This window comes from Nocardia sp. NPDC058640, from assembly GCF_042716995.1.
Classification (GTDB): Bacteria; Actinomycetota; Actinomycetes; order Mycobacteriales; family Mycobacteriaceae; genus Nocardia.
Genome location: NZ_JBHXRG010000027.1, coordinates 26,445 through 45,249, shown reverse-complemented (window position 1 = coordinate 45,249; position 18,805 = coordinate 26,445). Strand labels below are relative to the sequence as shown.

Below are 18,805 nucleotides of genomic sequence, written 5' to 3'. Positions count from 1 at the left end.
GCGCTATCGCAGGTGTTCCGAGCTCGATTAAGGTGCAGGAATCGTTCGATTCATCCGGCGGAGGTGTGGACATGACCGATTCCCATCGCGGATCCACCGATAAGGAACCAGAGCGGCCCGGAGCCGTCATGAACCCCGCTGTCCCACCGGCGAAAGGTCCGGACGGCAGAGTCATCCCGCCCAGCACCGACAAGCCCGTGCGTGGCGCGGTGGCTAACACGGTCCAGGACGACACCGAGAGCGTGCTGTCGTCCCCGGTGACCGAACCCCCCACCCATGCCCCACCCGACTCGCCTGAACGGGTGGCGATGCGGGCCAGGATCAAGAAGTTCGTCCTCACCGTCGTCATCATCGCCGCGCTGGGCGGTGCGCTGTTCGGTTACGACACCGGCGTGATCTCCGGCGTGCTGGTCTACCTCACGCCCGACTTCGGCCTGAGTCAGACCCAGGTCGGCATCATCACCAGCTCGCTGCTCATCGGTGCCGCGATCGGCTCGGTCACCGGCGGCTGGATGGCCGACCGGTGGGGCAGGCGGATGACGCTGCTGTTCGCCGGTGGCCTGTTCTTCGTCGGCGCGATCGCGCAGGCACTGGCGCCCGATGCCACGGTCATGGTCATCACCCGTCTGTTCCTGGGCGTGGCGGTCGGTACGGCCTCGCTGGTGGTGCCCATGTACGTGTCCGAGATCTCCCCGCCGACCTATCGCGGGCGGCTGGTCTCGATGAACTCGCTGATGATCGCCAGCGGTCAGTTGCTGGCCTACATCGTCAACGCCCTGCTCGCTCCCACCGGGAATTGGCGGCTCATGCTCGCGATGGCGGCCATTCCGGCGGCCGCGCTGGTGATCGGCATGTATTACATGCCCGATTCACCGCGGTGGTATCTGAAACAGGGCCGCGACGCCGACGCGAAAAAGGTGTTGGAACAGTCCTACTATCCGGAGAATGTCGACTCCACCATCGTCGACATCAAAAAGACCGAGGCGGCCGATGAGGCGGTCAAGGACAGTTTGGGCAATCAGCTGCGTAAACCGAAGGTGCGCGCGCTGTTCTACACCGGCGTCGGTTTGGCGATCATCCAGCAATTCGTCGGCGTCAATACCGTCATCTACTACGCACCGTCGACACTGACCAAAGCCGGCATGGGCGACAACGCGGCGGTGACGTCGTCGATCGGTATCGGCATCGGCGCGGTGATCGGCGTGGTCATCAGCATGAGTTTGATCGACAAGGTCGGCAGGCGTCCGCTGATGTTCGTGGGCCTGGCGATCATGGTCGTGGCGCTGGTGGGCATGGGCGTGATCGAGCGGCTGACCCAGAGCACGGCCACCGGTTACGTGCTGTTGGCGTTGATGGTGGTCTATGTCTCCGCGTTCCAGCTCGGTGTGGGTGTGCCGACCTGGTTGCTGCTGGCGGAGATCTTCCCCGCGCCGATCCGCGCGACCGCGATGAGTATCTGCACGTTGATCATCTGGATGGGCAATTTCATTGTCTCCCTGGTGTTCCCGCCGCTGGGCGACCTGTGGGGCGCATCGACGATGTTCTTCATCTTCGCGGTGGTCTCGGCGCTGTCGCTGGTGTTCTGCTACCGACGGGTGCCCGAGACGATGGGCGAGTCGCTGGACGAGATCACCACCAAGGCGGAGAGCTGACCTGCGAAAACGGGTAGACTGACCAGGTGAAGCAACTGTGAAGAACCTGACCGTCGGCGTCGTCGCGACCTCTCGCAAGGAAAACGAACACCGGCTGGCCATCCACCCGGCTCACCTCGACCGCATCGACCCAGAACTGCGCGGTCAGATCTTTCTCGAATACGGCTACGGTGACCGTTTCGGTTACCCCGATGATGCCCTGGCTCCGCTGGTAGCGGGGTTTCGCAAGCGCGAAGAGCTGTTCGCCGAATGCGATGTGCTGCTGCTGGCCAAACCCCTGGCCGACGATCTCGAGCAGATGCGCGAGGGCACCATCGTGTGGGGCTGGCCGCACTGCGTGCAGGACGCGCGCATGACCCAGCTGGCCGTGGATCGCGACCTGACGCTGATCGCGTGGGAAGCGATGAACCACTGGACGAAATCGGGCGCGTTCAACGTCCACGTCTTCCACAAGAACAACGAACTGGCCGGCTACTGCTCGGTCATGCACGCGCTGCAATTGCGCGGTGTCACAGGCGATTACGGCCGACGCATGCGCGCGGCGGTGATCAGTTTCGGCGCCACCGCGCGTGGTGCGGTGCGCGCGCTGTCGGCGCTGGGCATCAGCGATGTGACGGTGTTGACCCAGCGCAGTGTGTCGTCGGTGGCGTCGCCGTTCGCGTCGGTGCGCATGCAGCACTTCAAACGTGACCCGGAGGTGGCAGGCCGCACGCTGGCGCTGAAGGCTCCTGAACCTGGCCCGCTGGCGGAAATGCTGGCCAATTACGACGTGATCGTGAACTGCATGTTCCAAGACACCGAGGATCCGCTGACGTTCGTGACCAACGACGATCTCGAACTGTTCACGCGTGGAACGCTTTTCGTGGATGTTTCGTGCGATGAGGGCATGGGCTTCGAATTCTCGCGGCCCACGTCGTTCGCCGATCCGATGTTCGGTGTCGGCGACGATCTGCACTACTACGGTGTGGACCACAGCCCGTCGTTCCTGTGGGATTCGGCCACGTGGGAGAACTCCGAGGCGCTGCTGGAATACCTGCCCGTGGTGTTGGGCGGACCCGATGCGTGGGACGGCAGCGAAACGATTCGCCGTTCCATCGAGATTCGTGGCGGTCGAGTGCAGAATCCGCGGATCCTGTCGTTCCAGGGTCGCGCGGCGCAGTATCCGTACGCGGTGAACTGACGGTCACACCGCGATCGCCTCGGTAGAATCGCGGCTGCACGCCGACTGATCTGCCGACTCACGGAGGGTAGAAACAGTGAACAGGAAATGCTTGGTCGAAGTTCGGCTCACCGTTCCTGCCTCGATCGAGGACGTGTTCGCTGTGCTGGCCGACGGGTGGTCGTACGCGGGGTGGGTGGTCGGCGCGTCGCATATTCGACGCGTCGACCAGGACTGGCCCGCACTCGGTTCGCGCATCCACCACAGTGTGGGGCCGTGGCCACTGGTCATTTCCGACACCACCGCGGTCCGGGTCGTCGAGCCGCCCTACATCCTGGAACTCGACGCCCGTGCCTGGCCGATCGGCGCGGCGGTGGTCCGGTTGGACCTGCGTGAGGTGGGCCCCGCGACCACCGAGGTCGTGATGGGGGAGCGCGCGACCAGGGGCCCCGGCCGCTTCCTGCCACACGTGCTGCAAACCCTGCTGCTCACGCCCCGCAATCGCGAATCGCTCGATCGCCTGTCCGATATCGCCGTGGGCAAGAGCCGCGCGCGGGGCTGAGTCAGCCAGGTTCGCCGATGATCTCGCCGGGCAGGAACATCGTGCCCAGTTGGGTCGCGATCGCGCTGGTGTGGTCGACCAGGCGTTGCGCGTCCACATCGAGCACGCCGGTGCGCCAGGCCGACAGCAACTCCACGAACCCGCCGATCCCGGCCAGGGTGCTCATGCGCATGGCGGTTTCGTCGACGTCGGGGCGCAGATATGGCCAGGCGAACGCGATGAGCCCGTCGGTGGCGTCGGTGAGCATGGTTTTGCGCCGCTGTTCCAGCACGGCGCTGCCCGCGTGATCGGCGAGCAGAATCCTGGCGCGACCGCGCAGGTCGGTTTGTAGTTCGACCGCGCGTGCGATGGTGGCGCGGGCGATCTCCAGTGGTGGCCGCCCGGTCTGTTCGACGACCACGCCTGCCAGTTCGGCGAACACCTCCACGCACACCTCGTCCCAGACCTGAGCGAGCAGTTCGTCCCGGTCGGCGAAGTGTTCGTAGAAGTACCGGTCGTTGAGCGCGGCCCGCTGACACACCCCGCGCATGGTCACCGCCGCCCAGCCGCTGTCGAGCCAGATTTCCACCGCGGCCTCGACCAGCGCGGTCCGCCGCTGCGCCTTGCGCTGTTCGGCGGTCCGACCGCCCCAGGTCCGTGCCGGTGCGCGCACATCCATGGTTGACAAAGTACACCCGTGCGCGCCTAATTGGTGTCAGGTGCGGCCAGTGGTGGCAGATGCCACCAGTTGTAGTCTCGCCGGGTACTCAGGGGAGTTGCCATGCGATTGTTTCCCTTCGGCGGACACCGCCGGACCACCGCCGCCGATGCCGTGCTGACCGGCGCGGGCAGCGGAATCGGGCGCGCGTTCGCCGTCGAATTGGGTCGCCGGAGCGGGCGGGTGGTGTGCTCGGACATCGACCTCGACCGCGCCGCGGAAACCGTCGAGCTGGTCGAAGCCGCGGGCGGCAAGGCGATCGGCACCGCCTGCGACGTCACCGCCATCGCCGACGTGCAGCAGCTGGCCGCCACCGCGCAGGACTGGTTCGGTGGCGCGCCCACCGTCGTGGTCAACAACGCGGGTATCGGGGCGGGCGGACCGGCGGTCGGCGACTTCGCCTTGGATGACTGGCAACGCACGCTCGGGGTCAACCTCTGGGGCGTGATCCACGGCTGTCACGTCTTCGCGCCGATCCTGCGCGAAGCGGGGCGCGGGTCACTGGTCAACGTCGCCTCGGCCGCGGCGTTCGGCGCGGCACCGCGCATGGCCGCCTACAACGTGAGCAAAGCCGGCGTGCTGGCGCTGTCGGAAACGATGTCGGCCGAGTTGGCGGGCACCGGCGTCGGTGTCACCGTGCTGTGCCCCACGGGCGTGAAAACCAATATCATGCAGGCGGATTCGCCGATGGACGACACCGCCGAACGCCTCGGCGCGCTGCTGTTGCGGTGGACCGGCCGCGCACCATCCGCCATCGCGCGCACCACTCTCGACGCGGTGGATCGCGGGGAACTGTATGTGGTGCCGCAGCTGGAAGCCAAAGTGCTGTGGCAGGCCAAACGCTGGATGCCCGCGACCTACACCCGTTCGGCGGGTCTGCTGGAAAGAGTGGTGCGCTGATGTTCGCCTATTCCGACATGCTCGACACCATTCGCGCCAAGCAATGGGCGCTGGCTGACATCGATTGGGACGCACCGGGTTCGGACACCATCACTGATGAGCAACGCCCGCGGCTTGCCACCTTCATGGCGGACCTGGTGTGGATCGAACACGTGGGCGCGCGCGGTTTCGCGGCCCTGACCAAACAGGCACCACCGGGTCCGCTGCGCGAGATCTACCGGTACTTCCACGCCGAGGAACAAAAGCACGCCAATGCCGAACTCGCCCTGATGCGCCGCTGGGGAATGCTGCCCAACGGTGCTTCTATGCCATTGCCCAACAACAACATTCGCCTGGTCATCAGCTGGTTGGACCGCTACGCCGACCAACTGACCCTGCCAGTGCTCGGCACGGTCATCCCCTCACTGGAAACCGCCCTCGACGGCGCGCTGGTGAAGTTCCTGCTCGACGAGGTCGAGGACCCGGTTTGCCACGAGGTCTTCCGGCACATCAACAACGACGAATCCCGGCACCTGGCAGTCGGTTTCCAGGTGCTCGAGCAACTGGGTGCTGGTCCGCTGCGCCGAATGATCATCGAGACAACAGGTTTCGCGGTGCGGCCGTCGTTTGTGCTCGGTGCGTTGCTGTATGCGCCACTGCTGTCACGGATGTCGACCAATATCATCGCGCTGGGCCTGGACGAACAGAAGCTGTGGCAGGCGGTCCGTCGATTCGAGAACCGGGGACAGCGCAGTCCGGCCATCCGGCGGGTGCCGCTGTATCACGTGGTGAAGATGCACGGAAAGGCCACGATCAACCGCCGTCAGCCGTTCCAGTTGCTGGCCGACGTCTCCAACGCCTGCATCGACCGCTTTCCGATCCGGGTGTTGGGTCGCAGGCCGTCGTGGTCGAACGAACTCACCTACGAACCGGTGGCGAAATGACCGCACCCCGCTTCGCCGAGACCTTCACCGGTGACCATGTCCACTGCCTGGCCTTCTCGCCCCGGCACGAATTCACTGGTCGGCGGGTCGCGATCATCGGCAGTGGGGCGGCGGCGGCCCGCCTGTTGCCCGGCATCGCGGCCGAGGCAGCGCGGGTGACGGTGTTCCAGGCCGATGCGGTGTGGATTCTGCCGCGCGCACCGCTGCCCAGCGTGCCGGTATTGCGCCGCGCACCGCAACGATTGCTGCGACTGATCGCACGCGTCAATCTCCGTGTCCAGGTGCGGGATTCATGGCTTCGCCACCGACTGGCGCCCGACGACACCGCAGGTGTGGCGATCCACAACAGCTACTACCGTGCCCTGCAGAAACCGCACTGCACCCTGGTGACCTGGCCGATCGCCCGCCTCGTACCCCAGGGTGTGCGTACCGTCGACGGCATCGAACACCGAGTGGACATCATCGTCTACGCCGACGACGCGGACCACATCGTCCGCACGCTCGCCCCGCCGGGCCGACTGCACTCGGGCGCGGCACTGCTGAAGGAGATCGCTTGACCCCCAACGAAATCGACCACGAGATCATCATCGTCGGCGCCGGCTTCTCCGGAATCGGCGCGGCGATCGCCCTGCGCAACGCCGGGTTCGACGACTTCCTGATCGTCGACGATGCCGACGGCGTGGGCGGAACCTGGCACTGGAACACCTATCCCGGTGTGGCCGTGGACATTCCGTCGTTCAGCTACCAGTTCTCCTTCGAACAGCGCACCGACTGGTCACGGGTCTACGCGCCCGGCCGTGAACTCAAAGCGTATGCCGAATCCTGCGTCGACAAATACAACCTGCGCCCGCGAATTCGCTTCAGCACCACCGTGATCAGCGCCGACTTCGACGAGCCCGCAGACCGCTGGGTACTGCGCACCGAGGACGGCAGCGACCTGTCCGCCCGCTTCGTGATCAGCGCGACCGGCGTGCTCACCCGCCCCAAACTGCCCGATATCCCCGGCGTCGAAACTTTCGCCGGTGCCACCATGCACACCTCCCGCTGGGATCATCGCCAAGACCTGCGAGGTAAGCGCGTGGCGATCATCGGCACGGGAGCCTCAGCGGTGCAAGTGATTCCGGAGATCGCCGACCAGGTAGAACACCTCACGGTCTTCCAACGCACCCCGATCTGGTGCCTACCCCGCCCCGACGCCCCACTGCCACTGCCCGCGCGCCTGGCTTTGAAGCTCCCCGGCGGACGGACCCTCACGCGCCTCGTGAGCCAAACCTACGTCGAGTTCACCTTCCCGCTCGCCGCCCATTACTACCGCTCTCTGCCCACCGCAGCCATCGGCGAACGCGCGGGCCTGGCGCACCTGCGCCGCCAGGTGAAAGACCCCGCCGTCCGCGCCGCACTGACCCCGAAATACACCCTCGGCTGCAAACGCCCGAGCTTCTCCAACGACTACCTGTCAACCTTCAACCGCGCGAACGTCACCCTGGAAACCGCCCCCATCAGCGAAATCACCCCCACCGGCGTACGCGCCACCACCGACCACCCCGCCGACGTGCTGATCTTCGCCACCGGCTTCAAAGTCATGGAATCAGGCAATATGCCCACCTACGACCTGCACGGCGTCGGCGGCCGCGACCTGGAAACCTGGTGGGACGACAACCGCCTACAAGCCTATGAGGGCGTCAGCGTCCCCGGCTTCCCCAACTTCTTCTCCATCATCGGCCCCTACGGCTACAACGGCGCGTCCTACTTCACCCTCATCGAAAACCAGACCCGCCACATCCTGCGCTGCCTACAGCACGCCCGCACCACCGCCACCCACCGCATCGAGGTCACCGAAGACGCCAACGACCGCTTCTTCCGCGAAATGCTGGCCCGCCGCGACAGCCAGGTCTTCTGGCACGAATCCTGCGCCACCGCCAACAGCTACTACTTCGACAAACACGGCGACGTTCCCCTGCGCCCCACGTCCACCGTCGAAGCGGCTTGGCGCAGTGGGCATTTCCCGCTCAGCGACTACGTCTTCTCGTAGGACGCGGTTCGCCGCTCGGCGCGGTAGGTCAGCGCAGTGACGATGCGCTGCCAGGCCGGGGATGACTCGGCGATCCGCGCCGCGACCAATTTCGTCGACTGGCCGCCGGCTCGTCGGTGTGCGATCTCCCAGGCGTCGAGCTCATCGATGAGCCGGTCCAGGCGCGGATCACGCGGATCCCAGTCCACCGATTCGTCTACCGCGAGGTACAAGCGGGTGGTCTCGGGGTCGTCGAGTTCGGCATTCTTCTCGCGAACCCGCTGTGCCACCGCCGCGGAGTCCAACGCCTGCAACAGAATCCAGGCATCTCGCTCCAGCCGAACCCGCTGTTCACCCACGCCCAGATCGCGCATCCGGTTCAAGATCGCGACCACTTCGGTTGGGACGAAAAGGCTTTCGCCACCGGCCAGTTCGGCGATCCGGTGTCGGTACTGGGTGAGCTGGTCGATCTTGCGCTGCAGTTCGGCATCGATATCGCTGATGGCGGAAGCGAATTCGGTCGGTTGCGCGTGCAACATCACGTCGATCCGCGACAGCGGCACACCGGCGTCGGCCAGGGTCCTGATCCGGATGAGATCCACCGCGGCCTGGGCGGGGTAGCGACGGTAGCCGGAGGCGTCGCGTTCGGGCTCGGGTAGCAGGCCGACCTGGTGGTAGTGGCGCACGGTGCGCACGGTCACGCCGGCTGTCGCCGCGAGTTGGCCGATGGTGAGCACCGCGCCGATTCTAGGCGCGACGAACCTGATCGACGACATCGCCGATCGCCTCCACCACCGCATCGGGACGGTCGAAGCACAGCCGGTGGTGCACGGTGTCGGTGAGCACGCGCTGTTCACCTCGGGACACCCCGGCCACCAGCGCCGCGTCCATTCGCCTTCGGCCATCGTGCATCGCGGTGAGCGCTGCACGCGACCGGCCGGGATCGGCACCCAGCACGCTCAGGGCTATCAGCGCAACATCAGGAACGTCGGCACCACCGCGCAGTTCAGCGGCAAGTTCGGGCAGCCCGTGGCGCTCGGCGAAGCCCGCCCGAATCCATGCGTCACTGGCCTTGGCATCCACCAGCGCCCGCCGCACCTGCTCCGGGTAATCCGCCAACAACAGGGTGCGCATCGCCCGCATATCCGCGCCCAACCGCACGAGCTGTTCCCGATCGGGTTCGGGCTGCGCGGCCGCCCCCAGACTCATCGCCGCGGGCATGTACCGGTCCCAGTCACGATGCAGCCCATCCATCCACACCAACCCCGCGACCTGCTCCGGGTACAGCTGCGCGAACCGATGCGCGTACAGGCAGCCCAGCGAGTGCCCCACGAGAACACAAGGGCCGTCGATGTTTTCGGCCCGCAACAGCGCACGCAGCTCCACCGCGACAGCTTCGCCGGTGCGCGGCAACGCCACCGGATCGCTGTAGCCGGTACCGGCACGGTCATACACCACAGCGGTGGTGAAGTGCGAAACCGCCTGCTGCACAAAGAAATAATCGAGTCCGACCGCACTGGCACCCGGCAGGAATACAACCGCGGGCCCACCGCTGCCCAACCGATGCGCGAAAATCCGGCGGCCATCGATGTCGTGAAACCCGCCGACCGGCGGGGTGATCTGAGTCGAGGAAATGTTGGTGTCCGTCATGCGACAAGCGTGCAACCCTGACGCAGCGTCAAGGTCAACCCGTGGCGGGGCGGGGCAGGTGTCCGTACAGGAATGTGCGCACGCCGGCACTGACCGACTCCTCGAGTTCTGCGTCGCTGTTCCAGTCGGTGGTGATGAGCGCGATGTAGTGCTGGGCGGCAATGGCGGGATCGTCGATGTGGAGCAGGCCGCGGGTTCCGAGGGCGGCGAAGTGCTCGGCGAGGGTGCGGCGAACTCGCCGGGGGCCCGCCTCCTGCCAGGCGTCGACGAGGTCGGCGGGGAAGTCCTCGCCGCCGGCCTGGATTCGGCGCACGACCGCGAAGTGTTCGGCGGTGGCACTATCGGGCTTTCGCCACTGGGTCGCGAGTTCGATCAAGGCCGATTCGAGATTCACCGCCGCGAGATCGCCGGGCAGATTCCGATCGATGATGGCCTCGTGCGCGGCGGCGACCTGCTGCGAACTCTCGGTCAACGCGACGGCGAACAGCTGTTCCTTGTTGGTGAAATGGTTGTAGATGGTGCGGGTCGACACTTCGGCCTCGGTGGCGATCATGTCGATGCTCGCCCCGACGTAGCCCACTCGCCCGAACACCCGGCGTGCGGCCGCGAGGACGTCCGATCGTTTGTCGAGCGTGCCTTTGCGCGGGCGCCCACCCCGTCGGTCCGTGCTGGTCATAGGTCCCTCCTCGTCGAAGTACAACGCACACTTTACAAGGTGCAATGCACGTTGTACTTTACTTCTTGTACCCCTGCTCCCGCCCCTGATGGAGGAACCCATGTTCACCGCCTATGTCGTCGTAGCGGTCCTGCTGTCGTTCGTGTTGGTGTTCTCCGCGTACGCCAAACTCGTCAAGGAGGAGGAGGTCACGTCGACGATGGTCCGTCTGGGCGTGCCGCTGTCCTGGTTCCCGGTCCTGGCCGGGCTGGAGATCGCGGGCGCACTCGGCCTGCTGGCCGGCATCGTCTACCGCCCGCTCGGCATCGCGGCCGGAATCGGTGTGACGCTGTACTTCCTCGGCGCGGTGCTGTCGCATCTGCGCGTCAAAGATGTTGCGGGCAGCCTGGTTCCGGCCGTGCTGACACTGGTCGCGGCGGTGCCGGTGATTCTCGGTGTCGGCACCCTGTGAGCGGGTCCTCAGACCTCCGTGTCGACCTCCACCGCGTCCCAGCCCACGCTGGTCACCGACGGTTCCAGGCTCAACCGGCTCACCGCCGATTCCATCTGCCGGTCATCGCGTTCGTCGCCGATCAACTCCGCCCGGACCTCGACTCGCCCCGGTATCTCGGTGTTCGCGCTCGCGATCGAGGTCAACCGAAAGTCGGTGCGCGTCAACGCTTGCACCAGTAGCGCTCGTACGTGCGCCTCGTTGGCATCGTCGGTGTGGGCGAGGAATACGTAGCGAACGGACTGCTCGGTGCCGGAGACGGGCACCCGATCCACGGCGTGTCCGGCGGCGCGCAAGGCGACGTTGACCAGCACGACGGCCACCGTGCCCGCCGCCGCCACGGAATACATTCCCGCCCCGGCCAGCGCCCCGACCGCCGCCGCGCACCACAGGGTGGCCGCGGTGTTCAACCCACGAACATTGACCCCGTCGCGGATGATCACACCCGCGCCGAGAAAGCCGATACCGGACACGATCTGCGCCGCGACCCGCGTCGGATCAGCGGTGGCGCCTTCGAAACCGTTGGCGGACAACAAAACAAACAGCGCGGCACCCGCGGCAACCAAAGCGTTGGTGCGCAACCCGGCCATCCGAGCCCGATACTGCCGCTCGACCCCGATCAACGCACCGAGCCCGACACCGGCTCCCAGCCGCAACAGAACTTCCCAAAAGGACATGACAACACCTTCGAACGATCGAATGGTGACGGCCCGAGCTGGACCAGGCTAAACGTTCGCCGCCCCGGCTGCGCGCACGAAAACGCGGTCACCGCAGGAAAAATGACAACCCCGGGTGGCCACGCTCACAGCGGCGAGGCAGTGCCGCATTGTGAACAAGCACTCTTGTTTGAAACAAGGAGTCGTGTTGTAATCGGCGTCACCTACTGAAGGAGAAGCCATGCAGCGCAGCACGGCCGCTACCGCCCGCCCGGGCGCCAGATCGCGTTCGGCGAGGAAGGCAATGTCGCGGGCCAGGTGGGCGGCGGTGCCACTGGCCGCGATCTGCCTGGCGGTGTCGGGCACGGGTGGCGCCTCCGGCGACCCGTATCCGAGTTTTCCGCCGGATCAGAACCAGCTCCCGCAACTGCCCACCGAACCCCAGCTCTACGACATGCTGCCGATTCCGGTGCCCGCCGAAGATCCCTGGTACAACGATCCGGCGGATCTGAATTCCTTTGCGCCCGGCCAGATCATCCGCTCCCGCACGGTGCAGACCCGCCTGCTCGGCTTGCCTTTCCCGGTGCACACCGAACAGTTTCTGTACCGCAGCAACGACGTGCACGACAATCCGATCGTGACCGCCACCTCGGTGATCGTCCCCGGCATCCCGTGGTCGGGTAGCCCGCGACCGGTGGTGTCGTTCCAGGAGGCGATCGATTCGACCGACTCCGCGTGCAACCCGTCCTACACGTTGCAGACCGGGACGATGAAAGAGGCTGCGCTGGCGGTCTATTGGCTCGCGCAGGGTTTCGCGATCAACGTGCCCGACTTCGACGGCAAGTTCAACACCTTCAACACCTATGACGAAGGCAAAATGGTGCTGGACAGTCTGCGCGCCATGAAGAACTCGAGTCTGGGCCTGACCGATTCCGGGATCGCGCTGTACGGCTATTCCGGCGGCGGCTCCGGGTCGATCCGCGCGGCCGAACTGCGCGAAACCTATGCCCCCGACATTCGCCTGCTCGGCACCGCGGTCGGTGGTTTTCCCGCCGACCTGCGCACCCAAGCCCGCTACGCGATCGCCCGACAACCTGGCCTGGAAGGCACCAGCAACTTCACCATGTGGCTCGGGTTCGCCGCGTTGTCACGGGAATTCCCCGACCTGTTCGACGCGAAGGAAATGCTGACCCCGGAAGGCCAGGCGCTGGTGGCGGATATGCAAAGCCGCTGCGTGTACACGATCGCCGCCGCGGGCGTGTACCGGCCGATCAGCGAATATTTCCTGCCGGGACGATCCCTGGAAACCGAACCCGGAGTCATGGAACTGCTCGCCGAACAGAGCATCGGACACCATATTCCCGACAGCCCGATCTTCTGGTGGCACGGCATCTGGGACGAACTGATCCCCGCGTCGGCGGTCCTGCCGACCGTGAACGACTACTGGAACCGCGGCGCGGACATGCGTTTCTACACGATGCCGCTGCCCGAACACCTCGTCAACGCCGTCGCGGGCTGGCCGCCCGCGGTGGCATGGACCAGCGCCGTGCTGCGCGGCCTGTCGCCGGGTCCGCGATTCAAGGCAGATATCCCACTGCCGAACTAGCGCGAAAACCAGCATGGCCCGCAATCGGATTGCGGGCCATGCTGTTTCAGTGCGAACTGGTCAGCCTTACGCCGACGCCTGCTCGTAGGCCGAGATGACCTCCGCGGAGATGCGGCCGCGGCTGGACACGGTGTGCCCGTTCTGCGAGGCCCATGCCCGGATCTCGGTCAGGTCGTTGCGACGGGTGGACTCGGCGGCCGGTGCGGTGCCTGCGCGACGTGCCACGCCTGCCTTCGCCCGACCGGTGCGGCGTGCGAACGGAACCCACTGCTCGAAAACCTCACGCAGCTGCGCCGCATTGGCATCGGACAGGTCGATTTCGTAGGCAGCGCCGTCGATTCCGAATGTGACAGTCGCGTCGGCAGCAGAGGTGCCATCGAAATCATCGACAAGTGTGACAACGACTTTGCGCGCCATGGGGGTCCTATTCGTTCGGGTGCCGTGAATTACCGTCGCCGAGCCTAGTAGATGGTGGCGCGGGTAATTCGTTCGGGACCGGTGCGGTTCAGCTCGCGCGGCGTTGTGGCTCACCGCGGTAGCGCGTGTAGCCGCCGTCGACTTTCAGCGCTTTCCACAGTTGCCGGGTCACCGGGTTCATCATGCCCAGTTCGTCGACCAGGGTGCGGATGTCGCCGAAGAACCCGCTCAGCAGCTTGCGGGAGGTGGGGCTGCGCCAGAACGCGTCGCGGAACACCTCGTCGGGAATGTCGAACTTGGTGGCGAAGGATTTCGGCGGTTTGACCAGCTCATCGGCCAGCCAGCGCATCGCGATCGGGAACGCCACCGCGCACACCGTGGTGCGCACCGGTCCCATCCGGGCGATGTGGGTGCGCAGGAACTCGTTGGCGAACGAGATGTGGCGCGCCTCTTCGGCGATGTGGATCTGCATGATCCGCAGCAACGTGGGCTGGGTGTCGTTGTCGGAGCGGATCAGCGCCTTTTGATAGTGGTCGATCGGTTCTTCGCCGCCGAGAATGCCGATGAACAGAATCGCCCAGAAATAGCCGCCCGCGACGCCGATGAACGGTGACATCACCCGGAACATCGGCCGCATCCCCGGCACGTCGTCGCCGATCCGGTTCACCAGTTCCTGGAACATCTGGATGTGGTTGCACTCCTCGGTCATCTCGTGGAGGCAGTACCGGAATTCGGGCGAACCGTTGGGCAGGGTCATCGCGTATTGCATCATCCCGCGGATCAGGATGGATTCGAACGCCAGACCGACCTTGGCCGCGTTGGCCTGCCGCCACCGCCCGATCTCGATGCGACGTTCCAGCGGCAGGTTCTGATACCAGCTCGTGGCGCCCAGCGGGTCGAGCACGGGGGACAGGACCCAGCGGGGGTCGTCGCGGTCGATCGCGAGTTCTGGTGCGTCCCAGTCGATGTCGAGGAAGGGGTCGAACCGTCGGTGGACCGAACCCTCCGACAGGGTGCGCAGGGTCTCGGCGTATTCGGCAGCCGCGGTTTTCGAGTACGTCATTGTGCTCTCCGTCGTCACCTGGATCGCCATCGAGCGGGCGAATCCTCAATGTAAATGTAACGCACTGTTCCAGGTATTTCTAGGGTGAATGTCAATCGGCGCGTGGGATGCGGCCGTCGATGTCGGTGAAGCCGTAGTCGTGCGCGAGATCGGCGACCTTCCAGGCTTTGCCTGCCCGCGTGGATCTGTCGGGGGCGGTGGTCAGTGCCACCACCGCACGTCCGGCGAAGCGCGGGGTTTCGGCGGTGTCGAGGTCGTAGGTACCCTCGCCGGGCAGGGTGACCTGGCGTCGGCCGTGCTCGTCGGCCGGAACTATCTGCAGCAGTTCGGTATTCACGATGCCGGGCCAGATCGACACCGCGGTCGCGTCGGTGCCGTCCAGGTCGTGGGCGAGGTCGGCGGTGAGGCGGTCCAGCGCAGTTTTGCCCACGCCGTAGACGGCGTTGTGCATGTACCGGTGCGCGCCCGGTGACGACACATTCGCGATGAGTCCCGCGGATTCGATCAGCAGAGGTGCGGCGAAAACGCTTGCCACGTAATGGGATCGAACGCCGATGTCGAAGGTCTCGTCCCAGGCTTTCGCGGGGACATCCCAGAACTTGCGACCGAGCCAGCGGGCGGCGGCGGGGGAGTTGTAGACGTTGTTGACCAGCACGTCGAGGCGGCCCTGCTCGTCGCGGATGCGGGCGAACAGCTTCTCGACCGTGTCGTCGTCTCGATGGTCGCAGACCGCCGCGATGCCGTGTCCGCCGAGTTCGGTGACCGAATCGGCGGTTTCCTGCACGGTGCCGGGCAGCCGTCCGGGCTCGGTGGTGCGCCCGGTGACGTACACGGTCGCCCCGGCCGCGCCCAGTTCCAGGGCGATTCCCTTGCCGATGCCGCGACTGGCGCCGGTCACGACCGCGACGTGTCCCGCGAGAATTTTGGCTGTTCCGCTCATGACCTCCGGACACTACCGTCAAATAGGAACACGTTCTAGAAATTGGAGGCGGTAGTGGAGAGTGGATTCCTCGACACGGGCGACGTCAGGATGCACGTCACCGGGCAGGGGCAGGGGTACCCCGTGGTGTTCTGCCACGGCTTCCCGCACACGGGGCATATCTGGCACCGGCAGCTGAAAGCGTTGTCCGAGGCGGGATTTCGGGCCCTCGCGCCTGACCTGCGCGGGTACGGTCGAACCGAGGCTCCCGCGGATGTGGCCGCACCAAAGCCGCCCAGCGCCACTTCCTGCACCTGTCCTACTTTCAGGAACCCGGTGTCGCCGATGCCGAATTGGCCGCGTGCCCAAGGGAATTCCTGGCCCGCGTGTTCTACTCCGTGTCCGGCGACTACCACTACCTCGACACCTGGAAGAACCCACCCGGCCTCGGCTATCTGGACGTGCTGCCCCAAGCGCCGCCTCTGCCATGGCCATGGCTTTCTGAATCCGAATTCGACACCCTGGCAGCAGAATTCGAACGAACCGGCTTCACCGGCGGCCTGAACTGGTACCGCAACCTCGACCGCAACTGGGAACTCACCGAGCCCTTCGCCGACGCCACCATCCAGGTCCCGACCTACTTCCTCTACGGCGAGAACGACCCCGACATGGAAGGCTTCAGCGGCCGCGACCCACTGGCCACGCTGCGGGCGAACGTCACCGACCTGCGCGCGGTCGTCGAGCTGCCCGGCGCGGGCCATCTCGTGCACCTCGAACGCACCGACGAGGTCAACGCCTTCCTGCTCGCGGCGCTGCGAGAAGTCGTCGCCGACCACGCGGAAATCAACTGATCGGCTGGTCCAGGGCTGATCCGCGCAAAGATGTCAGAGGCTTGGCCTACGGTGGGGACAAAGCCCGCCACGAACGGAGTGATGATGAGCCGCCACATTCAGATCACCTTCGACGCGCACGACCCGGCCGCACTGTCGACCTTCTGGCGCGATGCGCTCGGCTATGTACATCCAGGCCCGCCCGGAGTCGAGGTGCCCCCTGGCGTCGACCCGCTGGTCGTGTGGGACCAGTTTCTTGCGCGCATCGGCGTACCTGCCGAGCAACGGAACTCGAAGTCGGCCATCGAAGACCCGGAAGGTCGCGGGCCGCGAGTGTTCTTTCAACAGGTACCCGAGGGCAAGGTCGCGAAGAATCGGGTGCACCTCGACGTCCGCGCGGCACCGGATTTACAGGGCGACGAGCGGATGGCGGCACTGGAGGCCGAATGTGACCGGCTGGTCGCCCTCGGAGCCACCCGGGTCGAACGCTTCGAGCCCGCCCCGCCGATGAGCGCCGGGTGGATCGTGATGACCGACCCCGAGGGCAACGAGTTCTGCCTGGACTGACGTCACCGCGCGCCTGTGGGCGAACCGGGAATTTCGCCGCCGGGGCGTGGACCTCGGGTTACCGTGGGAGAACCACAATGAGGTGGTCGCCAGTGGAAGGAACCCGGGCGATGCGGCATTTCGACTTTCGCGGAACCTTGATCACCTACGACGAGGCGGGCGTGGGGCCGCCGATTGTCTTCCTGCACAACCTCGGTGGGGATCGGCATATCTGGCGGGCGCAGTTCGACGCGTTGAAGACCTCGCATCGGGTGTTCGCGATCGACCTCATCGGGTATGGCGATTCCGATGCTCCCGATGAGGGATACACCGTCGAGAACTACCTCGCGATGGTTACCGCCTTCGTCGAAGAGCATGAACTGTGGGATGTGACGCTGGTCGGGCATTGTTTCGGGAGTGCGTTGGCGTTGCTGTACGCCCAGCGACATCCTGAGCGGGTGCGATCGCTGGTGCTGAGCAGTCCGCTCACCGCGGCGACCCTGCGACCGACTCGAACGGCGTGGGCGGCGCAGCTGGGGCGGCGAGTGAACTTCGATTCGCTGCTCGCAAGGATCCGCGTTCCCGGGCCGCTCGCGGAGCTGATCGTGGCGGAACAGCTCGGATCACAGCAGCCCGGTCCGCACGCCGACGAGATAGTCGCACACCTGCGTAAAAGCTGGACCGAACCTCGTCGACTGATGGTGACCGCCGCGATCTCGCGCGATATTCCGCTGCTGGGCGAACTCGATAACTTCGTGCCGTCCAACAACTTTCCGCCCATCACCACCATCTGGGGCAGTCGCAATCGCGTGCTGTCGCCCCAGGCCGGCGGCACTTTGAACCGGACATTGAAACCATCGCGCGCGATCGTCGTCGACGGTGCGGGTCACCTGGTGATGATCGAGGCGCCCGAACAGGTCACCGCCGCGGTGCTCGCCGCGACGACCGCCACCCGCGCGATGGATTCCTAGCGCGCGGCAACCCCTCATCGCGACATGCGGGCAGAGCGGCGGCTGCCCGCTGGTGCGCCGAACTTGTCGGTGGGCACCTCTAGTCTGCAGTAATGGACGGACCGGACTCTGCGCTACGCCGCCTGACCCGCGAGGCGGGAAAGTTACTGCGGCCCTACGGCTTCGACGGAAAAGACGCCGCCTGGACCCAGGTCACGCCCGGCGGTGTCGCGTCGATCCGCCGGTCCCGCACCCAGCGAACCTGGACCGACGGTCAACAGGTCCTGCGCTTCGGCCTCGAACTCACCGCGACCCCGACGGCGTGGTGGCAATTCTGCAACTGGCGCAACGCACAGCGAGACCTCCCGCTCACCGAACTCGAACAAGCAACCGGCCCCGGCCTGATCGACGAACACGGCATCCTCGCGGACCTGACCCAATGGTGGTCGCTGCGAGTGGACCCCGATCACCACTCCCGCCCGGCCCTGCAGTCCGATGTCGACACCGTCCGCACCGAACTGCCTGCCCGCATCCACGCCTACGCCCGCCGAGCCCTGCGCCTGCTCGAACCGAACGTCTACCTCGACGAACTCCTCGCCGCCCCGAACCCCAATGCTGCCACCTGGGAAGCGATCGTGGTCCTGCTCGCCGACCGAGGCCCCGGCCCGCAACTCGACGACGCCCTGACCCAGTTCCGATTATCGGCCCCGGACCCCGACGTCATGACCTACCTTCGCGGCCGAGCCGTCCCGGTCTGATTCGCCGGTGCGACAACACCTATCGCGTTGTGGATATCTCCGACAATGACGCGGACGGTGAATAGGAAGGTCAAAATCTGCGCGCGATGATGGAAATCGGTGCGGTGACCGTGATCTGATCGAGATATCCCGAAACTGGGATGCTCCACAGACTGAAATCGAGGATCACCGTGATGAATTCCAGAATTTCCCGCCCGCTCACCATCGCCGCTATCGCGCTGTCGGTGGGTGCGCTGAGCGCCGGAACTGCCACCGCCGGGTCCCCAATCTCGGGTTCGAGCACCGGTTCGGTGGAAGTGTGCCTCCCGCTTCCCCTTCCGGTGCTCGAGGTCAGCTTGTG

21 protein-coding genes and 1 pseudogene are annotated in these 18,805 nt (G+C 65.7%); 13 read left to right on the top strand and 9 right to left on the bottom strand.

Annotation, left to right across the window (positions count from 1 at the left end):
* Positions 1–71: 71 nt before the first annotated feature.
* The 3 genes from ACFWU5_RS23330 to ACFWU5_RS23320 all read left to right on the top strand — a co-directional run bounded on the left by ACFWU5_RS23330 (position 72) and on the right by ACFWU5_RS23320 (position 3,373).
* On the top strand, positions 72–1,652 hold the full coding sequence (locus ACFWU5_RS23330; RefSeq protein ID WP_379268824.1) for a sugar porter family MFS transporter: 1,581 nt from the start codon (positions 72–74) through the stop codon (positions 1,650–1,652).
* Between the two features lie 37 nt (positions 1,653–1,689).
* On the top strand, positions 1,690–2,832 hold the full coding sequence (locus ACFWU5_RS23325) for a N(5)-(carboxyethyl)ornithine synthase (protein ID WP_379268823.1): 1,143 nt from the start codon (positions 1,690–1,692) through the stop codon (positions 2,830–2,832).
* A 91-nt stretch (positions 2,833–2,923) separates the two neighbouring features.
* A complete protein-coding gene (locus ACFWU5_RS23320; protein ID WP_379245705.1) occupies positions 2,924–3,373 on the top strand; it encodes an SRPBCC family protein in 450 nt (149 codons plus the stop codon).
* A gap of 1 nt (position 3,374) precedes the next feature.
* Here ACFWU5_RS23320 and ACFWU5_RS23315 read toward each other — a convergent pair whose 3' ends face one another.
* On the bottom strand, positions 3,375–4,031 hold the full coding sequence (locus ACFWU5_RS23315) for a TetR/AcrR family transcriptional regulator (protein ID WP_379245704.1): 657 nt from the start codon (positions 4,029–4,031) through the stop codon (positions 3,375–3,377).
* A gap of 102 nt (positions 4,032–4,133) precedes the next feature.
* Between ACFWU5_RS23315 and ACFWU5_RS23310 the strand changes: the two genes are divergently transcribed.
* From ACFWU5_RS23310 to ACFWU5_RS23295, 4 genes are read left to right on the top strand one after another with little or no spacing between them, the layout of a single operon-like run.
* Positions 4,134–4,970 (top strand): SDR family NAD(P)-dependent oxidoreductase, encoded by an 837-nt coding sequence (locus ACFWU5_RS23310; RefSeq protein ID WP_379245702.1) that lies wholly within the window; start codon positions 4,134–4,136, stop codon positions 4,968–4,970.
* Positions 4,967–5,893, top strand: a complete 927-nt coding sequence (locus ACFWU5_RS23305; protein WP_379245766.1) for a ferritin-like domain-containing protein — start codon at positions 4,967–4,969, stop codon at positions 5,891–5,893. Before ACFWU5_RS23310 ends, ACFWU5_RS23305 begins: the two co-directional genes overlap by 4 nt.
* Positions 5,890–6,450, top strand: a complete 561-nt coding sequence (locus ACFWU5_RS23300) for an NAD(P)/FAD-dependent oxidoreductase (protein WP_379245701.1) — start codon at positions 5,890–5,892, stop codon at positions 6,448–6,450. The genes ACFWU5_RS23305 and ACFWU5_RS23300 overlap by 4 nt, the downstream gene beginning before the upstream one ends.
* The gene (locus tag ACFWU5_RS23295; protein ID WP_379245699.1) at positions 6,447–7,925 is read left to right on the top strand and encodes a flavin-containing monooxygenase; all 1,479 of its coding nucleotides are present in this window, start codon (positions 6,447–6,449) and stop codon (positions 7,923–7,925) included. The genes ACFWU5_RS23300 and ACFWU5_RS23295 overlap by 4 nt, the downstream gene beginning before the upstream one ends.
* Here ACFWU5_RS23295 and ACFWU5_RS23290 read toward each other — a convergent pair.
* From ACFWU5_RS23290 to ACFWU5_RS23280, 3 genes are read right to left on the bottom strand one after another with little or no spacing between them, the layout of a single operon-like run.
* On the bottom strand, positions 7,910–8,641 hold the full coding sequence (locus ACFWU5_RS23290) for a MerR family transcriptional regulator (RefSeq protein WP_379245697.1): 732 nt from the start codon (positions 8,639–8,641) through the stop codon (positions 7,910–7,912). The two genes, ACFWU5_RS23295 and ACFWU5_RS23290, sit on opposite strands and share 16 nt — an antisense overlap.
* Positions 8,642–8,651: 10 nt before the next feature.
* Positions 8,652–9,554, bottom strand: a complete 903-nt coding sequence (locus tag ACFWU5_RS23285; protein WP_379245695.1) for an alpha/beta fold hydrolase — start codon at positions 9,552–9,554, stop codon at positions 8,652–8,654.
* A 34-nt stretch (positions 9,555–9,588) separates the two neighbouring features.
* A complete protein-coding gene (locus tag ACFWU5_RS23280; protein WP_379268821.1) occupies positions 9,589–10,230 on the bottom strand; it encodes a TetR/AcrR family transcriptional regulator in 642 nt (213 codons plus the stop codon).
* A gap of 100 nt (positions 10,231–10,330) precedes the next feature.
* Between ACFWU5_RS23280 and ACFWU5_RS23275 the strand changes: the two genes are divergently transcribed.
* Positions 10,331–10,681: a DoxX family protein gene (locus tag ACFWU5_RS23275; RefSeq protein WP_379268819.1), complete on the top strand. Its 351-nt coding sequence runs from the start codon at positions 10,331–10,333 to the stop codon at positions 10,679–10,681.
* An 8-nt stretch (positions 10,682–10,689) separates the two neighbouring features.
* On the opposite strand, the gene ACFWU5_RS23270 is transcribed toward ACFWU5_RS23275, so the two are convergent.
* Complete coding sequence (locus tag ACFWU5_RS23270; RefSeq protein WP_379268817.1) at positions 10,690–11,397, bottom strand: MgtC/SapB family protein; 708 nt, start codon at positions 11,395–11,397, stop codon at positions 10,690–10,692.
* A 283-nt stretch (positions 11,398–11,680) separates the two neighbouring features.
* Here ACFWU5_RS23270 and ACFWU5_RS23265 point away from each other — a divergent pair, with 283 nt between their 5' ends.
* On the top strand, positions 11,681–12,982 hold the full coding sequence (locus tag ACFWU5_RS23265) for a lipase family protein (protein WP_379268816.1): 1,302 nt from the start codon (positions 11,681–11,683) through the stop codon (positions 12,980–12,982).
* Positions 12,983–13,048: 66 nt separating this feature from the next.
* Here the strand turns inward: ACFWU5_RS23265 and ACFWU5_RS23260 are convergent, their stop codons facing one another.
* The 3 genes from ACFWU5_RS23260 to ACFWU5_RS23250 form a co-directional block, all read right to left on the bottom strand.
* The gene (locus tag ACFWU5_RS23260; RefSeq protein ID WP_379245685.1) at positions 13,049–13,399 is read right to left on the bottom strand and encodes an Lsr2 family protein; all 351 of its coding nucleotides are present in this window, start codon (positions 13,397–13,399) and stop codon (positions 13,049–13,051) included.
* 88 nt (positions 13,400–13,487) lie between these two features.
* A complete protein-coding gene (locus ACFWU5_RS23255; protein WP_379268814.1) occupies positions 13,488–14,462 on the bottom strand; it encodes a diiron oxygenase in 975 nt (324 codons plus the stop codon).
* A 91-nt stretch (positions 14,463–14,553) separates the two neighbouring features.
* On the bottom strand, positions 14,554–15,402 hold the full coding sequence (locus ACFWU5_RS23250) for an SDR family NAD(P)-dependent oxidoreductase (RefSeq protein ID WP_379268812.1): 849 nt from the start codon (positions 15,400–15,402) through the stop codon (positions 14,554–14,556).
* 90 nt (positions 15,403–15,492) lie between these two features.
* On the opposite strand from ACFWU5_RS23250, the pseudogene ACFWU5_RS23245 reads away from it, so the two are divergent.
* The 4 genes and pseudogenes from ACFWU5_RS23245 (at position 15,493) to ACFWU5_RS23230 (ending at position 18,465) form a co-directional block, all read left to right on the top strand.
* Positions 15,493–16,232 (top strand): annotated as a pseudogene (locus ACFWU5_RS23245) (alpha/beta fold hydrolase).
* Positions 16,233–16,316: 84 nt separating this feature from the next.
* Positions 16,317–16,778: a VOC family protein gene (locus ACFWU5_RS23240; RefSeq protein ID WP_379268810.1), complete on the top strand. Its 462-nt coding sequence runs from the start codon at positions 16,317–16,319 to the stop codon at positions 16,776–16,778.
* 110 nt (positions 16,779–16,888) lie between these two features.
* Positions 16,889–17,728: an alpha/beta fold hydrolase gene (locus ACFWU5_RS23235; RefSeq protein ID WP_379268808.1), complete on the top strand. Its 840-nt coding sequence runs from the start codon at positions 16,889–16,891 to the stop codon at positions 17,726–17,728.
* 92 nt (positions 17,729–17,820) lie between these two features.
* Entirely contained in the window at positions 17,821–18,465 is a 645-nt protein-coding gene (locus tag ACFWU5_RS23230) for a hypothetical protein (RefSeq protein ID WP_379268806.1), read from the top strand.
* Between the two features lie 70 nt (positions 18,466–18,535).
* On the opposite strand, the gene ACFWU5_RS23225 is transcribed toward ACFWU5_RS23230, so the two are convergent.
* Positions 18,536–18,748 carry a hypothetical protein gene (locus tag ACFWU5_RS23225; protein ID WP_379268805.1) on the bottom strand — a complete coding sequence of 71 codons (213 nt, stop codon included), beginning with the start codon at positions 18,746–18,748 and terminating at the stop codon, positions 18,536–18,538.
* Positions 18,749–18,805 lie beyond the last annotated feature (57 nt).